Raw genomic sequence first — 16,213 nt, forward strand, 5'->3', positions numbered from 1 at the left:
CCGGGGTGCCATCGGAAGAACCCGCCGGTATCACCGCCCGTCCGGTCCCCTCTCACGCACCAATCCATCTCCGAGCGGTTTCGGCGTCTGCGGTAGCGTTCGGTCACCGTTCGAGCCGGATTATGTAACCGAAACGGGTTACGTCGGGGGAAAGACGCTATGCAAACCAGTTTCTGCGACCGAAACGTCTATGTGCGTTCCCGTCACCGTTGTTTCCATGCAGATACCACGCCGGTCGCTTCTCGCCGGGATCGGGATCGGCGCGGCGTCGGCCGGCTGTCTCGGTCGGGACCGTTCGGCGTCGGACGGCCCGTCGGGGACGCTCACCGTCGCGGTCACCACGAGTACGTACGACTCCGGCCTCGTCGACGAGCTTCACGCCGCCTTCGAGTCGGAGTACGGCGTGACCGCTCGAGCGGTCGCCGCGGGGACGGGCGAGGCAATCGCCGCCGGCGAACGGGGCGACGTCGACGCCGTCATGGCCCACGCCCGTCCGCTCGAGGACGCGTTCATCCGGTCCGGGAACGGTATCAATCGCCGCGATTTCGCGGTCGGTGATTTCATCGTCGCCGGACCGGCGGACGACCCCGCGGGGATCGCCGATATCGAGGACGTGGCGACGGCGTTCGACCGAATCGCGAGCGCCGAGGCGACGTTTTTCTCTCGCGGAGACAACTCCGGAACGCACGTCAAAGAGCGGGCGATCTGGGACGAGGCCGGCGTCGAACCCGGCGGGGAGTGGTACCGCGAAACCGGCCAGGGAATGGGCGATACACTCGTGCAGGCGAATCAGCGCGACGCATACCTGCTCACCGTTCGCGCCAACTACATCGACATGCGCGATCGGCTCGAACTCGAGCGCTTCGTCGACGGTCCGGTCACCGACGGTGATCCGCTGCTCGATAACCCCTACGGCGTCATCGCGGTCAACCCCGCGAGCGAGCCGGGCGTCGCCTACGAACTGGCGATGTACTACATCGGATTCCTGACCGGAACGCGGGGCCAGGAGATAATCGAGGGGTACACGATCGACGGCGAACCGCTGTTTTATCCCAACGCGCTGTCGAAATCGCCGGATTTCGAGCAGTACACGCCGGGCGAATCGACCGGTTCGAACGGAACCGGCGACTGGGCGGAAACGGGTACTGAGGCGGAGACGAACAACGAAACGGGGACGAGCGACGTGGCAGAGACGAGTCCCGAGAGGGGAACCAACGACGGGACGGGAACGAGCAACGGGTCGGCACCGACCGACGGGGCAGGATCGTGACCACCGGCGCTGCGCTCGCCTTTCCGGGCGAGTTCCCCTTCGAGTGGCTCTACGTCGGGAGCATCATCGAGGTGTCGCTATACGTGAGCCTCACCGCCGTCGCGATCAGCACGCTCGTGAGCGTCCCGATCGCGTTGCTCGTCGGCTTTCGGAACTTCCGCGGCAAGCACCTCCTGAGTTCGATTATCACGACCGGGATGGGCTTTCCAAGCGTCGTCGTCGGTCTCGTCGTGCTCTTTACGGTTTCGAACGACGGGCCGCTCGGCCCGCTCGAGCTGGTCTACACGCCGGAGGCGATGATCCTCTCACAGATCGTTCTCGCCGTCCCGGTCATCACGGGCGTGAGCCTGGCCGCGGTCTCGAGCGTCGAACAGCAGGTTAGAGACGCCGCGTTCGCAATGGGCGCGACGCGCGTCGACGTCGCCCTCGTGACGATCAAGGAAGCCCGATACGGGCTTGCGACCGCCGTCCTCGCGGGTTTCGGCCGCGCGATCAGTGAGGTCGGCGGCGTGCTGATGGTCGGCGGAAACATCGCGACCGCAGACGGCGAGTCGGTGACCAGAACACTGACGACGGCGATTCAACTCGAGGCTAGACAGGGCCGCTTCGAGACGGCGATGGTCCTCGGCGCGATCCTCGTCGCGCTCGTCTTGCTCGTGAACGCGGTCGTCGTTCGACTCGGCAGCGGCGAGGGGGGATACCGATGACGCTTCGAGCCGTCGGACTCGCGCACGGCTACGGCGACGAGACGACTCTCGAGGACGTGTCGCTCACCGTCTCGCCGGGAGAAGTCGTCGCCATCATCGGCCCCTCCGGCGTCGGCAAGACCACGCTCTTGCGACTTCTCGCCCTGTTCGAACCGCCGCGTGCGGGCTCGCTCGAGTACGATGGCACCGACGTCTGGGGAGTCTCGAGCCAGCGGCGACTCGCGTGTCGTCGCCGCATCGGCATGGTGTTCCAGGAGGCCGGCCTCTTCGACGCGAGCGTCCGGCGAAACGCCGAGTACGGCGTCCACGTTCGGCGGTCGTGGGGCGAGCGGCTCCGCCGCGAGTTCGCGGACCTCGTCGGACTGCGAAACGGAAACAGCGTCGCGATGGAGGCCCTCGAGACCGTCGGTCTCGCGGACAAACTCGAGCAACACGCGGGCTCGCTCTCGGGGGGTGAAGCCCAGCGGGTGGCGTTCGCTCGAGCGCTGGCGTACGATCCCGACTTTCTCCTACTCGACGAACCGACCTCGGACCTCGACCCCCGAAACACCGCGGTGCTCGAAGACGCCGTTTGCGAGGCCGGCGACCGCGACATCGGAGTCGCCGTCGCGACCCACGACATGAATCAAGCCCGGCGAATCGCCGATCGGGTTGCGGTAATCCTCGGCGACGGCGTCACCGAAGTCGGTGAGACGGAACGCATCTTTGAGAGCCCCGAGGACGAACGGACGCGGAAATTTATCGATGGAGAGTTGATCTACTGATGGGACGCACCGAGCTACTGATGAGACGCATCGAGTTATTGACGAGACGCATCGAGCTACCGATGCGACACACCGAGTTACCGATGCGACGTACGGACGTAGCGATGCGACACCACGAGGTGAGCGCGCAATGACACTCGAGAAGGGCTACCGGACGGAGCTGTCGGTCGACGGGATCACGATCGACCGACGGGATATCGAGATGCTCGAGGCGATCGACCGACACGGCTCGATGCACGCCGCAGCAGACGCCCTCGGGCGATCGTACGCCCGGCTTCAGCAACGAATCGTCGAACTCGAGGCGGCCGTCGGCGACCTCACGGAGCGCCGGCGTGGGGGCAAAGGCGGCGGCGGCACCGAACTCACGGAGACGGCACTGGAACTGCGTCGGCGTTTCGAGCGCCACCAGACGGAACTCGATGGCGTCGCCCGCGCGACCGAGTCGGTGTTCGCGGGGACGGTTCGCGAACGGACGGGAACGCTCGGAACCGTCGAGACCGCAGCAGGCCCCGTGGTGGCGCTCGTTCCGGCGGGCGCGACGACCGTCCAGATCGGTGTTCGTTCGGATGCGGTCGTCCTCGCAGACCCAGAGGAGTCGCCCGAACGCGGCGTCACGAGTTTCCGAAATCAGTTCACCGGGACGGTTTCGTCGATCGACTCGAGCGACGGCGTCGCGCGGGTGACTCTCGACCTCGAGCGAGTCGACGAACCGCCGGACGGATCCAAGTCAGTCGCCGATGTCGAACTCGAGACGCTCGTCACCCAGGAGAGCGCCGACTCATTGGGAATCACGGTCGGGAAGACGCTGCGCGCGTCGTTCAAAGCGACGGCCGCCCGCGCTACCCCGACGGGAGACGCTCCGTCTGCGGACGATGACGCTTCGTCATAATTCGACCCGACCGCGTTTTCAGGCGCGGATCGAGTCGCTCTCGGCCGACTCGGCGCCCGAGTCTCTCTCTGCGACCGGCTCGAGCTGTCTGACCGTCAGGACGGGAACGGGCGAGGTTCGAACCACTCGTTCGGCGACGCTGCCGAGCAGCAGGCGGTTCTCGCCGTGGCGACCTCGCGTTCCCGTCACGACCATGTCGGCGTCGACATCGCGCGCGTACGAACAAATCTCTTGAGCGGGCCGTCCCTCCCGAACGTCGGTCGTGAGGTCGAGGCTCGCTCGCTCTTCGACGGTCGCGAGTGCGGCGTCGGCGTGGGTCTCGAGGGCCGTCTCGAGTTCCTCGCGGAGCTGTTCGGGCGAGGCGTCGACTTCTCCCGCGTCGATGACCGACAGAGCGTGGACCGTCGCGTCGAAGCGGTTCGCGAGGTCGAGCCCGACATCGACGGCGCGTTTCACGCTCTCGGAGCCGTCAGTTGCGACGACGACCGTTTCGAACATACGAAGACGTTACGCGTGCGCTGATATAAACGTACACCAGCGAACCAGCAAGTGGGGCCTCCTCTCGAGTGCGAACAGGAGGTGGCTTTTTGAACGCCGGGTACAACTCTCGAGTATGGACGCCAGCGATCCCGTCACCGTCGATACCGTTCTGGCACCGGTCGACGGCAGTGTCGAGTCGGCAACCGCCTCCGAGTACGCCGTCGCCGTGGCCGAGCGCTACGACGCGTCCGTTCACACGCTGTACGTTCTGGGACGCGGCCTGGTCCGCGGGATGGACGCCGGAACCGTCGACGAATCCGACATCGCCGAGAGCACACAGGAGTTCCTCGCGGACATCGACCAGCTCGCCGCCGCCGCTGACGTCGCGTACTCGCGGTCGGTGACCCACGGCTTCTCACAGACTCAGAAGACCCGCCACCCCGGAAGTGCCGTCCTCGACGCGGCCGACGCGATCGGCGCGGACTTCATCGTCCTCCCGCGCGAATCGGTCACCGATTCTGACGCGGACGTCCTCGAGAAGGCCGCAGAGTACGTCCTCGCGTACGCGAGCCAGCCCGTACTGTCCGTGTGAGCCGGTTTCGTAGCCTGTCGTTTGGGTCGTCTACCCGCGAGAACGGTATCGTCGCCCTCGAGTGAATCAGCTCACTCGAGTCGGATCGTCATCTCCTGTTCGAAACTCTCGCCGCCCGTTTGCTCGAACCCGACCCGCTCGTAGAGTGCGATCGCCGCGCCGTTCCATCGCTCGACGGTGAGCCAGACGCGTTCGATCCCGACCTCGGCGGCGTGTCCGAGGAGGTGCTCGAGCAACTGGGTTCCGATCCCCGCCCGCTGGTAGTCCTGGAGGACGAAAATCGCGAGTTCCCACTCGATGTCGCTCGCCGCTTCGATCGCCGCCGGGTCGTCCGAATCGGGGACGAGTGTGGCGTGGCCGATGATGTCGCCCTCGTGGGAGGCGATGACGTTGATGCCGATATCGACGATCGACTCGAGCCAGTTGCGGATCCGCTGTTCGCCCGTCGGGGGGATCCCCTGTGCGCGGTCGACCGGGTCGAACGCGTCGTACATCGCGACGACGTCCTCGAGCACCGCCTCGTCGACCTCGGTCGGTGCCACCAGTTCGATCGTCCGTCCGTCCCCGTCCTCGAACGAATCGGGCGGCCGCGGAAACGGCCCGGACGGTTCGTCGGCGTACTTTCGTGTCGCCACCATCGTTATCGAACCAGTTTGACGGTCGTCGGCGCGTTCAGCAGGACGAACTCGGCGATCGGACCGAGTCGAATCTTCCCCATCGGGCTGACGGTTCCGCCGCCGATGACCAGTTGGTCGAACTCGCCTTGCTCCGTGAAGTTTACGAGCGCGCTTCCCGGATCGCCCTCGAGCGTCTCGACATCGGTCTCGATGCCGGCCTCCGAGAGCAGCGATTCGGCCTGCTCGCGCATCTCCTCCTGGGAGCGCTTGGTTTCGGGTTTGTCGACGACGACGACGGTGAGGTCGTCACCGACGGCGGCCGTTCGCTCGATCGTTCGCCGGAGCGTTTTTATCGACTCGTCGCTTCCGGCGAGCCCCAGTAGTACCTTCATACCTCGTCTGTGTTCCGACGGACGAAAATTATTGTGCCCACTTCCGGGTTCTGCGGCCCGGTTCGTGTGAGAACCTCGAACTTTGCGTGGGACTCGCAGGCTCGAAGCGCACGATCTGTGCGTGACGACGGCGTTAAGGCCGTGTGGCCAATAGGCTCACGGAATGAGTGATGCGGCGCTCGATGTCGTCGAGTTCTTGCTCACGACGAGCGTATATTCGGACGATCGATCGCTAGACGAGAACGACCTGCAACCCAGCGTTCGACAGGTGTTCTGGACCAGCAACGCGGGGGACGCCGACGAACAGGGCGGCGCTCGCCAGGGCGGGATCACCCGGCCGCTGTCGGCGACCAACCAGACGATTCGAGAGGCCACCGGCGTCGAGGCCCCGTGGAATGCCGTCGGCGACCTCATGTTCACCGATCGCGACGAGTTCTCCGGGACCGTCTCGCTCACCCAGCGGGACATGGCCGAAGACTGGTTCGCGGATCGGGCGAGCGACGAGCGGGTGCTCGAGAACCCGACCCTCGCCAAACACTTCGAGGACCACGCGGACCTCGATGTCGACCACGAGGAAGCCAGAGAGCGAAACCGGCCGATCCAGGCCGATCGCGTCTGGATCGACGGCCTGCTCGAGGAGTACTTCGACGAGGAAGAAGACGAGGACATGCTCGACCTCGTCGAGATCCGCGCGCCCGAGGAGGTCGACATCACGCTCGACGATCTGGTGTTGACCGAGAGCCAGGAGGACGAGATCGACAAGATCGCGAAGGCGATCGAACACCGCGACTACCTCGCGAACATCGGCCTCCGGGAGATCGGCAAACTGCTGTTCGTCGGGCCACCGGGAACCGGGAAAACCTCGACCGCACAGGCGCTAGCTCGAGACATGGACCTGCCGTTCGTCGAGGTCAAACTCTCGATGATCACGAGCCAGTACCTGGGTGAGACGGCAAAGAACGTCGACAAGACCTTCGAGGTCGCAAAGCGACTCTCGCCGTGTATCCTCTTTATCGACGAGTTCGACTCCGTCGCGAAGACCCGTCGGAGCGACGAGCACGCGGCGCTCAAGCGCGCGGTCAACACCCTCTTGAAGAGTATCGACAACATCTCGCTGATTCAAGACGACGTGTTGCTCATCGGGGCGACCAACCACCCCGATCAACTCGACGCCGCGGCGTGGCGGCGTTTCGACGAGATCGTCAACTTCCCGAAACCGGACTCCCGGATGCGCTCTGATATCCTCCAGGTCATCACGAGCACGATGGACATCGAGGAGTTCGATCCCAGCGTCATCGCCGAGGCGACTGAAGGGCTCACCGGAAGCGACCTCCGGATGGTGCTTCGGGAAGCCGTCCTCGAGGCCCTGACCGAGAACAGGCGGGAACTCTCCCAGGAGGACCTCCTCAACGCCGTCGAGGAGTTCGAAGAGCGCGACAACCTGAAGAACATGGACATGATCGACGGCGACCACGACGCGCTGGTCGCCGGCGGTGACATCGGCGGCGAGAGCGGCGGCGACAGCGAGCACTCACACGACCACGATCACGATCACGCCCACGCGCACGATCACTAAGCACGACGACTGACTCGCGATTAGTCCGACGACTGATTCACGATTATCCACTCGAGCCGATCGCTGTCCCGTCGGTTCGGCGGACTATCCGAGATACCAAGTACGTACCGCACCCGCGAGCGCTGACGCCACGCTTTTCGTCCCCCCGTTCGATTCTGCACGTATGGCCACCGATCGGAACGTCTACGGAACCGAACTCGAGCCCTGTAGCGCCGATCCGGAGACGGGCTTTCTCCGCGACGGCTGCTGTCGGCGCGTCGAGGGCGACCGCGGCCGACACGAACTCTGTGCCGTGATGACCGAGAAGTTTCTCTCTTTTAGTGCGGCTCAGGGGAACGACCTCACGACGCCCAAACCCCAGTTCGAGTTCCCCGGCCTCGAGCCGGGCGATCGCTGGTGTCTCTGTCTCGGTCGCTGGCTCGAGGCCGAGGACGCCGATTGCGCCCCGCCGGTCGTTCTCGAGGCGACCAACGAGGCGGTGCTTCGCGACGTCGATCCGGATCTGTTGCGCGAGCACGAGTACGAACGCGCACGGGTCAGCGACGGCTGGCGGACCGACGACGGACGTGCGGACTCGGGCGACAATCGGGGCTCCGCCGACGACGGGCAGTGACGATGCGGGTCACCTTACTCGGGACCGGCGATACGACCGGAACCCCGACAGTGGGCTGTGATTGTGATACCTGCGAGGCCGCTCGAGCGCGCGGCGTCGAACGCACCCGGTTTTCGGTTCACGTCGAGAACGAGCGCACGGACGAGTCGCTGTTGATCGATTTCAGCCCCGACTTTCGCTACCAGTTCCTGCGCGAGGACGTGGCGCTTCCCGACGCCGCCGTTGTCACGCACATCCACTTCGATCACCTCGACGGCCTGGGCAACGTCTTCCGGGTCATCGACGAACTCGCCGTGTACGCCGCGGACGAGACCGATCCGAAGACGGGAAAGAGCGTCGCCGAGACGGTCGAAAGCGACTACCACTACCTCGATCCGGTGACGGTCCACTCGACGACGCCGCTCGAGCCGGTTCGCATCTGCGGGCTCGACGTCACCTTCGTCCCCGTGACCCACCCGCCGCTTCTCTGTTACGGGCTGGCGATCGAGGACCCGGAAACGGGCGCGAAGCTCTCGCTCTCGGGCGATACAAGCTACGACGTATCCGAGGCGTCTCGAGCGGTCCTCGCTGATCCGGACCTCCTGCTGGCCGACGCGATCGTGCCCGCCCACCTCTGTGAGTTCCACCCGATCGGCGGCCGCCACGAGAACGCCGAGGGGGTCCCCCGCACGTTCGGCACGAAACACATGACTCGAGAGGGCGCGCTCGAACTGGCTGCGGAACTGAACGCCGATCGGACGCGGCTGGTCCACCTCGCTCATTACTACCCGGCCGAGGAAGCGTTCGAGGAACCGCTGGCGATCGACGGCGAGCAGTATGATCTCTGATTCGGTGGTTACAGCCCGCGGCGGGTCGCCTCGCCGCGAACCGTCCAGGTGAAGACATCGCCGATCTCGACCAGCGGCCGCTCGCTTCGAAGTTCGAGCAGCCCTTCCATCGCCGCCGAATCCGAGATGGACCCCTCGAGCGAGAGCGTGACAGTGTCGTCGTGCTCGGCAGTGATCGTCTCCTCGCCCGCCGGCCAGTGTTGTTCGTAGCCGGCCGCCCAGCCGCTCTCGAGTTCCGTCGAGAACCCCATCTCGCACTGGCCGCTGTCGGGGGTGATCGGCCGTTCCGGGAGCACCGATCGAACCTCGACGGCCGGGTCGACGGCGAGTTCGTGCTCGAGCCGTCGGAGGCGCAATCGCTCGAGACGAGCGCTGTCGACGTGACACTGCGAGTAGAGTCGAACGCCGTAGCAATACGAGCCGTCGACGCGATCCGACGCCTTCTCCAGACTGATCGAGTTCTGGACGTCGATGCCGCTCGCGTCGCTCCCGTCTCCCCAGATTCGGTATCGCTCGTTCCACGCGTCGATCATCGTCAGATTGGCGATGTGGCTCCCCGAACGCAGTCGATCCGGATTCGGCTCACACTGCTGGAACACTCCGTCGGATCGGTCCGGTTCGTGATCTTCGGGGGCGGGATCCGGCGGGTTCTCGTCGATGTCGAACGCCTCGTCGACGGTCAGCGTCCGCTCGAGTTCGATGTTTTCGCGCTCTTCGGAGAGGGCCCGGTAGCCGGTGACGGTGCCGACGCCACCGAGACCGACGAGACCGGCGGTAGCCAGCACGGTTCGTCGTCGGAGACGCGGAGAATCGTCGGTGTCGGAGGGCATACCCGCCACGTGAACGTGAACTAACTAATAGTCTAGTATACTCGCTGAGTCCGTCGTCGTCTCAGAGCAGCCGGAACACCAGCGCAACGATACCGACGATGACCGCCGGCAGGAACGTTTTCTCGAGGTCGACGTTGTGGGCTCCTGCGGTCCCTTTCGAGAGAATGTAGACGCTCCATCCGACCACGACGACGCTCGTCAGCAACGTCGGGAGCATGACGGCTCCCTGGATTGATTGCACTTCAGACACGAACTGCTGTGTATCGTCCAGATTCAACTCGAGGCCGCTGATCGTATTTCGCACGAGGAGATATCGGATGGGAAGCTCGAGGAGGTCGGGCGCGTAGGCCCAGCCGGCGACCGCGACGGCGTCTTCGAACGAGCCGTCGGTGTCGCTTCCGCTGGCGGAATAGTGCATGAACGCGGCGATGACGAGCAGTGAGACGATAGCGGACACGAACGCCCATACCGCCGCCGTGCTCGCGAATTCGTTCATTTCGCCAGTGGCGCCCCTGGGGACGTTTTCCATCTGTGCCAGCATCTGATCTGCGATCGCCCAATTCAGTACGCCCGTCGCGATGACGAGCAAGGCGGCGACCGCGAGTCCCGATCGAAGCGGGGTAGACCGATTCTCGAAGTACTCGCGCGGGTGGAGGAGCGGGGTCCATGGTGTCATCGTACCGCCCTCTCGACCGATAATTAAAATCAGTTGTCATCCGCTCCGTCGGCCGATCCGTTCGGACGCGTTCTCGAGCGAATCGGGTCCGTTCCGTCCTCGAGCTATCCGAACCGATCCAGTCCGGACTGGCGTCGCCGTCGCCCCCTCGGATCGCGCCGCCACGGCGTTCGCCGGTCACGCTCTGCCTCGAGATCGATCTCGGGCTCCGAAGCGGGCTCGTGGCCCGGACACGCGGGCCCACACTCCGATTCCGCGTCGACGATTCGGCCCTTCCACCGACAGAACGGGAGCGGCGTCGCCGTCTCCGGTTCGGGGCCCTCGGAGCGCTCTTCATCGGCGTGGCTATCCGTCTCACAGGCATCACAGTCGGGAAACCGGAACGTTCGCCATCCCTTGCCGAACGCCCGCTCGGCGATCCGCCTGCGCGTCCGGGCCTTTCGCTCCGGCGGGACGATCGCGACCTCGGTGTGGCCCGGGTGGTACTCGAGCGGTTCGACGCCCGGTTCGTCTACGGCGAGCGGGGTCGGCTCTCGGATCACGTCGATCTCGAGCGGTCTCCCGTCCGCCGCATCGTCGGCGTCTCCCCTCGAGACGCGCCAGACGCCGATCTCCTCGGGGATTCGATTGAGATGGGCCCGCGTGACGTAGCTCTCGGTCGCGAGGACGGCCTCGTCGACCAATCCGAGGCTCGCGTCGGTTCGAAGCTGGGCCTCGAGGTCGCCGGGCGTTCCCAGATCGGGCTTGTTCTCGATGCCGACGAGTCGCCCGTACCAGTCGGGGTAGCGCGCGACCTGCCGGACGTACCGGCGACCGTTTCGGCGTTCGGCCTCGAAGAAGTCGATCTCGAGCGCGCGCTCGACGGCGCTCTTGGCACGTTCGGGGTGACAATCATCGGGGAACGCCGCCTTCCAGTAGCGGGCGGTTCCCGGTCCGATGTCGGATTCGATCGCCGCGTCGGGAATCGTCTCGCTCGTCAGCGCCAGTCGGTCGGCGAACGCCGGTCCCGGCTCGACGCAGACGATATCGAGGATTCGCCCGCCCGGTTTCGCGACGGCCCCGCCCAGTTGGCGGGCGACGACGTCCGTGCCGGCGGCTCCGGGCCTGCCGGCCGACTCGAGGTGGGCGCACAACTCGAGTTCGAACGCAAACTCGGACACGATTGCTGTGAGGGCCCCAGTGGCGAAAAGGAGTCTGATCTACCGCCGCTCGAAACCGTCCAATCTGGCCGACCGACAGCGATTCGAGTACGTTCCGGCGGCGGGATTCGCCCCGAGAACAGTAGGTTTATCAAGCGCACACGGGAAGGAATATTCAAGATTACTCATCGCCTTATGACAGGAAACCAACAACCGGAGGTGAACATTGGGCTCGTCGGTCACGTCGACCACGGCAAGACGACGCTTGTACAGGCGCTCAGTGGGTCGTGGACGGACCAGCACTCAGAGGAGATGAAACGCGGCATCTCCATCAGGCTCGGCTACGCGGACGCGACGTTCCGCACGTGCCCAGACGTCGACGAACCCGAATGCTACACCGTCGAGGAGGAGTGTCCGGACGGCTCCGAGAGCGAACCGCTCCGGACCGTCTCGTTCGTCGACGCGCCGGGTCACGAGACTCTGATGGCGACGATGCTCTCGGGCGCGTCGCTGATGGACGGCGCCGTGCTCGTCGTCAGCGCCAACGAACCCGTTCCCCAGCCCCAGACCGAAGAGCACCTGATGGCGCTGGATCTCATCGGTATCGAAAACATCGTCATCGCCCAGAACAAAGTCGACCTCGTCAACGGCGAGACGGCTCGGAACAACTACGAACAGATCCAGGAGTTCGTCGAGGGGACCGTCGCCGAAGACGCTCCCGTCGTCCCCGTCAGCGCGGGACAGGACGTGAACATGGATCTGCTCATCGGCGCGATCGAAGCGGAGATTCCGACCCCCGAGCGCGATCCGGATACCGACGCGCGACTCCACGTCGCACGCAGTTTCGACATCAACAAGCCGGGAACGACGTTCGAAGACCTCACCGGGGGCGTCCTCGGCGGCAGTCTCGTCGCCGGCGAACTCGAGGTCGAGGACGAACTCGAGGTCAAGCCCGGTCGCGAAGTCGAAGAAGGCGGCCAGAGCGAGTACGTCCCGATCGAGACGACGATCCGGTCGCTGCAGGCTGGCGGCGAAAACGTCGACACCGTCACGCCCGGTGGCCTGCTCGGCGTCGGAACGGGACTCGACCCGTCGCTGACGAAAGGCGACGCGCTGGCGGGTCAGATGGCCGGTCCGCCCGGCTCGCTGCCGCCGACCTGGGAGCAGTTCACGATGGACGTCGACCTGCTCGAGCGCGTCGTGGGCGTCGACGGCGGCGAGACCGTCAAGGAGATCAGCACGGGCGAACCGCTCATGATGACCGTCGGCACGTCGACGACCGTCGGCGCGGTCACGAGCGCGCGCGAGGGCGAGTGCGAGGTCAAACTCAAGCGGCCGGTCTGTGCCGATCCGGGCGCGAAAATCGCGATCAACCGCCGGATCGGCGCGCGCTGGCGGCTGATCGGTCTCGGAACCCTGACGGAGTAACTCTCGATGACTTCGCGGGTCGCCCTCGATACGAGCGCGCTGATGATGCCGGTCGAACTCGACGTACGACTGTTCGACGAACTCGACAGGCTCTTAGGGGAGTTCGAGCCAACGACGCCCCAGTCGGTCGTCGAGGAACTTCGCCGTCTCGGCGAGAAAGGCGGCACGGAGGGCACCGCGGCGTCCGTCGGTCACGACTTAGCGACCGACCGCTGTCTCGTGGTCGACACCGAGGAATCGTACGCAGACGACGCGCTGGTCGAACTCGCCCGCGAGGGTGCAGTCGACTACGTCGTCACGAACGACCGCCCGCTACGCGACCGGGTGCTCGAAGCGCGGAGACCGGTAATTGCATTACGCGGGAGAAACAAGTTGGCAGTAACTCAACCATAGATGTACAAACGGGCCAGATTAACTGACACCGTCGAAGTACCGCCAGCAGAGCTGGGTGACGTTTCGCCCCGGCTCGTCAAGCGACTGCTCCAGAACAAACTGGAGGGACGAATGGACGAGGAGGTCGGCAGCGTCGTCTCCGTCACCGAAGTACACGATATCGGCGAGGGGACGGTCCTGCCGAACGAACCCGGCGTCTACTACGAGGCCGAGTTCGACGCGATCACGTTCGATCCACAGATGCAGGAAGTCGTCGACGGCACCGTCGTGGAGGTCGTCGAGTTCGGCGCCTTCATCGGCATCGGCCCCGTCGACGGGCTGCTCCACGTCTCGCAGATCAGCGACGAGTACCTCGCGTTCGACGCCGAGAACCAGCAACTCGCCTCGAACGAATCGAATCGTACGCTCGGCGTCGACGACGCCGTCCGCGCGCGCATCGTCACCAAGAGCATCGACGAGCGCAACCCGCGTGACTCGAAGATCGGCCTGACCGCCAAACAGCCCGGCCTCGGGAAACACGGCTGGCTGCAGGAAGACCGAGAGCAACGCGAAGAAGCCGCGGCGGGTGAGTGACGATGGCGTCGAACCGTCTCGTCTGTCGCGAGTGCCACCGGGTCAACGACGCCGACGCCGAGACCTGCGAGAGCTGCGCCTCGTCGTCGCTGACCGAGGACTGGGCTGGCTACGTCGTCATCGCCCATCCCCAGGAGAGCCAGATTGCAACGGAGATGCAGGTCACCGAACCCGGCGCGTACGCGCTCAAAGTCCGGTGATCAGTTCGTCCCGTGACCCCTGGCGATCCCGATCCCGACGACGCAGAGCCCGACCGAACTGACGCGGAGAGCGCCGACGAAACCGACTCCATTCCGCCGAGCGCTACCGACTCGAGCAGCGACGCCCGGGGCTCGCTCTCGCTTCCCGTCGAGGCTCGAGGCGACCTCAAAGATCCCTTCGGACCGATCGAAACCGACGCCGATGTCTTGTTGTCGTCGGTTTCCGGCCCGCTAATCGCGATCGGCGATGTCGTTACCTATCACCTGCTGGAAGCCGGTCGCCAGCCGGACGTCTCGCTGGTCGACGGCCGAACCAAACGCAGCGCGGTCGACGAGGAGATCGAACAGGTCGTCACCGAGGGCGTGAGCCTCGAGGTCGAGAATTCGCCGGGGACGATTACCGAGGACCTCGTCGAGACGCTCCTGACCGCGCTGGCTGCCGACGAGCCGACCGCGATACTCGTCGACGGCGAGGAGGACCTCGCCGCGCTGCCCGCCATCGTCGCAGCGCCGGACGGCGCGAGCATCGTCTACGGCCAACCCGACGAAGGGATGGTCCACGTTCGCGTCGACGACGAGATTCGAAAGCAGGTCCGTGCGCTCCTCGAGCGCTTCGAGGGCGACGGCGACGCCATCTGGGAGTTGCTCGCGGACGCCTGAGACCTTTTCAGAAATCGAAGTGGACTCGAACGAGCCGAGAGACTCGAGAAGCTATTTACTCGACCGCGTGAACGAAACGTGTATGTACGATTTCGTCGTCGTCGGCGTCGGCCCGCCGGGGGCGAGGTTCGCCCGTCGGGCGGTCGAGAACGGCCACGACGTGCTCGCACTCGAGAAGGGATCGATCGGCGAGCCGCTGGCCTGCTCGGGACACGTCAGCACCGATATCTGGGAGTTCACCGGCGCGGGTGCCCGTGAGGACCTCCTACAGAACGAGGTTCGCGGTGCCAGATTTCACGTCGACGGACCGGGCAGCGACGCCTACCCGTTCTACAAGGACGAGGTCGTTTCGAACGTGATCGACCGGGTGGGGTTGGACCGCCACCTCGCGGACCTCGCTCGGGACGCGGGCGCGGACGTTCGAGACGAACACACCGTGACCGCCGTTCGCGAGTCGACCGATTCCGTCGAGGTCGACGCCTCGGGACCCGACGGCATCGAGACGTTCGAGGCGAAGATGGTCGCCGGCTGTGACGGCCCGCGCTCGAGGGTTCGGGACGCTTTGTCGCTGCCGGAACCGGACGAACTGCTCCACGGGGTGCTCGCCTTTTCGGACGAGGCGGATCACGAGGACTTCGTCGACGTGCATCTCACCGCGCCGCGGTTTTTCGCGTGGCGGATCCCTCGCGGCGACGCCGGCGTGGAGTACGGCCTCGCCGCGCCGCCGGGTGTGCAGGTGAACAAACACTTCGAAGAACTCGTCGACGGCTACGAGGTCGACGTTTCACACCGCTGTTCGGGGGCGATTCCGATCGGCCCGCCTGATCGAGTGACGACCCGTCGAGGTTTCCTGCTCGGCGACGCGGCCGCCCAGACGAAACCGTTCACCGGCGGTGGAATTCTCTACAGCATGACCTGTGCCGACCACGCCGCCCGCGAGATCGATCCCGACCGCCCGACGACGCTCGCGGCCTACGAACACGCCTGGCGCGACGAACTCGAGCGCGAACAGCGACTCGGCCACCTCATTCGTCGAGCTTACTCGCTGCCCGAACCCGTTCAGCGAATCGGACTCGGCGCGCTCTCCGGCGAGATCGGCGTCCACATGGACCGGCCGACCTCCGCGTTCTCGCTCGAGCACGTCCAGGCGATGGTCTCGAGCCTGCGGCGGTAGTACAGGAGTGGTTCTGAGCCCTACGTCGGATACACTTCATCAGGTGCCGAACACTTATACGAATCGTTCGCCAACTTGCATTTACGATGGCCAGTTCGACGAGCGAAGGGAGCGGCCACGACCACGAGATCCGTCTCTGGCAAGAGGACGACTGGTGGATCGCAGAGGACGTCGATTCGGGCGTAACGACGCAAGGTCCGTCCCGCAGTCGTGCTCTCGAGAATCTCGATGAAGCGGTCGCACTTCACGACGGCGAGACCGGCGACAAGCCAACGGACGAAGAACTTCGAAAACTGGGAATTGACCCTGCAGAGAATACGACCGGTGACCAAGAGCCGCCGGACGTTCTGAAGTGAGGATGGGGAGACGGACGTTTTCGGGTATGGAAATCGTAACGGTACTCGTGAATCGCC

Annotated in this window: 21 protein-coding genes; 15 read left to right on the top strand and 6 right to left on the bottom strand. The window is 65.2% G+C overall.

Annotated elements, in window-relative coordinates; all coding sequences use genetic code 11:
* Positions 1-217: 217 nt before the first annotated feature.
* The 4 genes from EL22_RS09260 (at position 218) to EL22_RS09275 (ending at position 3,630) form a co-directional block, all read left to right on the top strand.
* The gene (locus tag EL22_RS09260; protein ID WP_082146734.1) at positions 218-1,270 is read left to right on the top strand and encodes a substrate-binding domain-containing protein; all 1,053 of its coding nucleotides are present in this window, start codon (positions 218-220) and stop codon (positions 1,268-1,270) included.
* A complete protein-coding gene (locus tag EL22_RS09265; protein ID WP_231587916.1) occupies positions 1,267-1,977 on the top strand; it encodes an ABC transporter permease in 711 nt (236 codons plus the stop codon). Before EL22_RS09260 ends, EL22_RS09265 begins: the two co-directional genes overlap by 4 nt.
* A complete protein-coding gene (locus tag EL22_RS09270) occupies positions 1,974-2,741 on the top strand; it encodes an amino acid ABC transporter ATP-binding protein (RefSeq protein ID WP_050051210.1) in 768 nt (255 codons plus the stop codon). The genes EL22_RS09265 and EL22_RS09270 overlap by 4 nt, the downstream gene beginning before the upstream one ends.
* 130 nt (positions 2,742-2,871) lie before the next feature.
* Positions 2,872-3,630, top strand: a complete 759-nt coding sequence (locus EL22_RS09275; protein WP_050051211.1) for a LysR family transcriptional regulator — start codon at positions 2,872-2,874, stop codon at positions 3,628-3,630.
* 18 nt (positions 3,631-3,648) lie between these two features.
* On the opposite strand, the gene EL22_RS09280 is transcribed toward EL22_RS09275, so the two are convergent.
* A complete protein-coding gene (locus tag EL22_RS09280; RefSeq protein WP_050051212.1) occupies positions 3,649-4,128 on the bottom strand; it encodes a universal stress protein in 480 nt (159 codons plus the stop codon).
* Between the two features lie 115 nt (positions 4,129-4,243).
* Between EL22_RS09280 and EL22_RS09285 the strand changes: the two genes are divergently transcribed.
* Complete coding sequence (locus EL22_RS09285; protein ID WP_050051213.1) at positions 4,244-4,702, top strand: universal stress protein; 459 nt, start codon at positions 4,244-4,246, stop codon at positions 4,700-4,702.
* A gap of 71 nt (positions 4,703-4,773) precedes the next feature.
* Here EL22_RS09285 and EL22_RS09290 read toward each other — a convergent pair whose 3' ends face one another.
* Positions 4,774-5,340, bottom strand: coding sequence for a GNAT family N-acetyltransferase (locus tag EL22_RS09290; protein WP_050051214.1), 567 nt, complete (start codon positions 5,338-5,340; stop codon positions 4,774-4,776).
* Between the two features lie 2 nt (positions 5,341-5,342).
* Positions 5,343-5,711 (bottom strand): universal stress protein, encoded by a 369-nt coding sequence (locus EL22_RS09295; RefSeq protein WP_050051215.1) that lies wholly within the window; start codon positions 5,709-5,711, stop codon positions 5,343-5,345.
* Positions 5,712-5,874: 163 nt separating this feature from the next.
* On the opposite strand from EL22_RS09295, the gene EL22_RS09300 reads away from it, so the two are divergent.
* The 3 genes from EL22_RS09300 to EL22_RS09310 all read left to right on the top strand — a co-directional run bounded on the left by EL22_RS09300 (position 5,875) and on the right by EL22_RS09310 (position 8,727).
* The gene (locus EL22_RS09300) at positions 5,875-7,287 is read left to right on the top strand and encodes an ATP-binding protein (protein ID WP_050051216.1); all 1,413 of its coding nucleotides are present in this window, start codon (positions 5,875-5,877) and stop codon (positions 7,285-7,287) included.
* A 163-nt stretch (positions 7,288-7,450) separates the two neighbouring features.
* On the top strand, positions 7,451-7,900 hold the full coding sequence (locus EL22_RS09305; RefSeq protein ID WP_050051217.1) for a DUF2237 family protein: 450 nt from the start codon (positions 7,451-7,453) through the stop codon (positions 7,898-7,900).
* Between the two features lie 2 nt (positions 7,901-7,902).
* Positions 7,903-8,727: an MBL fold metallo-hydrolase gene (locus tag EL22_RS09310; protein WP_050051218.1), complete on the top strand. Its 825-nt coding sequence runs from the start codon at positions 7,903-7,905 to the stop codon at positions 8,725-8,727.
* Positions 8,728-8,735: 8 nt separating this feature from the next.
* Here EL22_RS09310 and EL22_RS09315 read toward each other — a convergent pair whose 3' ends face one another.
* From EL22_RS09315 to EL22_RS09325, 3 genes are all read right to left on the bottom strand, one after another.
* Positions 8,736-9,557, bottom strand: coding sequence for a hypothetical protein (locus EL22_RS09315; RefSeq protein WP_050051219.1), 822 nt, complete (start codon positions 9,555-9,557; stop codon positions 8,736-8,738).
* A 61-nt stretch (positions 9,558-9,618) separates the two neighbouring features.
* Positions 9,619-10,233: a Yip1 family protein gene (locus tag EL22_RS09320; protein WP_050051220.1), complete on the bottom strand. Its 615-nt coding sequence runs from the start codon at positions 10,231-10,233 to the stop codon at positions 9,619-9,621.
* A 104-nt stretch (positions 10,234-10,337) separates the two neighbouring features.
* The gene (locus tag EL22_RS09325) at positions 10,338-11,393 is read right to left on the bottom strand and encodes a DUF5787 family protein (RefSeq protein ID WP_050051221.1); all 1,056 of its coding nucleotides are present in this window, start codon (positions 11,391-11,393) and stop codon (positions 10,338-10,340) included.
* Positions 11,394-11,567: 174 nt separating this feature from the next.
* On the opposite strand from EL22_RS09325, the gene EL22_RS09330 reads away from it, so the two are divergent.
* The 7 genes from EL22_RS09330 to EL22_RS09360 all read left to right on the top strand — a co-directional run bounded on the left by EL22_RS09330 (position 11,568) and on the right by EL22_RS09360 (position 16,156).
* Complete coding sequence (locus EL22_RS09330; protein ID WP_050051222.1) at positions 11,568-12,800, top strand: translation initiation factor IF-2 subunit gamma; 1,233 nt, start codon at positions 11,568-11,570, stop codon at positions 12,798-12,800.
* 6 nt (positions 12,801-12,806) lie between these two features.
* Positions 12,807-13,193 carry a PIN domain-containing protein gene (locus EL22_RS09335; RefSeq protein ID WP_050051223.1) on the top strand — a complete coding sequence of 129 codons (387 nt, stop codon included), beginning with the start codon at positions 12,807-12,809 and terminating at the stop codon, positions 13,191-13,193.
* A complete protein-coding gene (locus EL22_RS09340; RefSeq protein ID WP_050051224.1) occupies positions 13,194-13,766 on the top strand; it encodes a DNA-directed RNA polymerase in 573 nt (190 codons plus the stop codon).
* A 2-nt stretch (positions 13,767-13,768) separates the two neighbouring features.
* Positions 13,769-13,966, top strand: coding sequence for a transcription elongation factor subunit Spt4 (spt4, locus tag EL22_RS09345; RefSeq protein WP_049953638.1), 198 nt, complete (start codon positions 13,769-13,771; stop codon positions 13,964-13,966).
* Between the two features lie 90 nt (positions 13,967-14,056).
* On the top strand, positions 14,057-14,626 hold the full coding sequence (locus EL22_RS09350; protein WP_050051278.1) for a GTP-dependent dephospho-CoA kinase family protein: 570 nt from the start codon (positions 14,057-14,059) through the stop codon (positions 14,624-14,626).
* A gap of 82 nt (positions 14,627-14,708) precedes the next feature.
* On the top strand, positions 14,709-15,800 hold the full coding sequence (locus tag EL22_RS09355; RefSeq protein ID WP_050051279.1) for a geranylgeranyl reductase family protein: 1,092 nt from the start codon (positions 14,709-14,711) through the stop codon (positions 15,798-15,800).
* A gap of 86 nt (positions 15,801-15,886) precedes the next feature.
* On the top strand, positions 15,887-16,156 hold the full coding sequence (locus EL22_RS09360; RefSeq protein WP_050051225.1) for a type II toxin-antitoxin system HicB family antitoxin: 270 nt from the start codon (positions 15,887-15,889) through the stop codon (positions 16,154-16,156).
* Positions 16,157-16,213 lie beyond the last annotated feature (57 nt).

This window comes from Halostagnicola sp. A56, assembly GCF_000691505.1.
GTDB lineage: Archaea > Halobacteriota > Halobacteria > Halobacteriales > Natrialbaceae > Halostagnicola.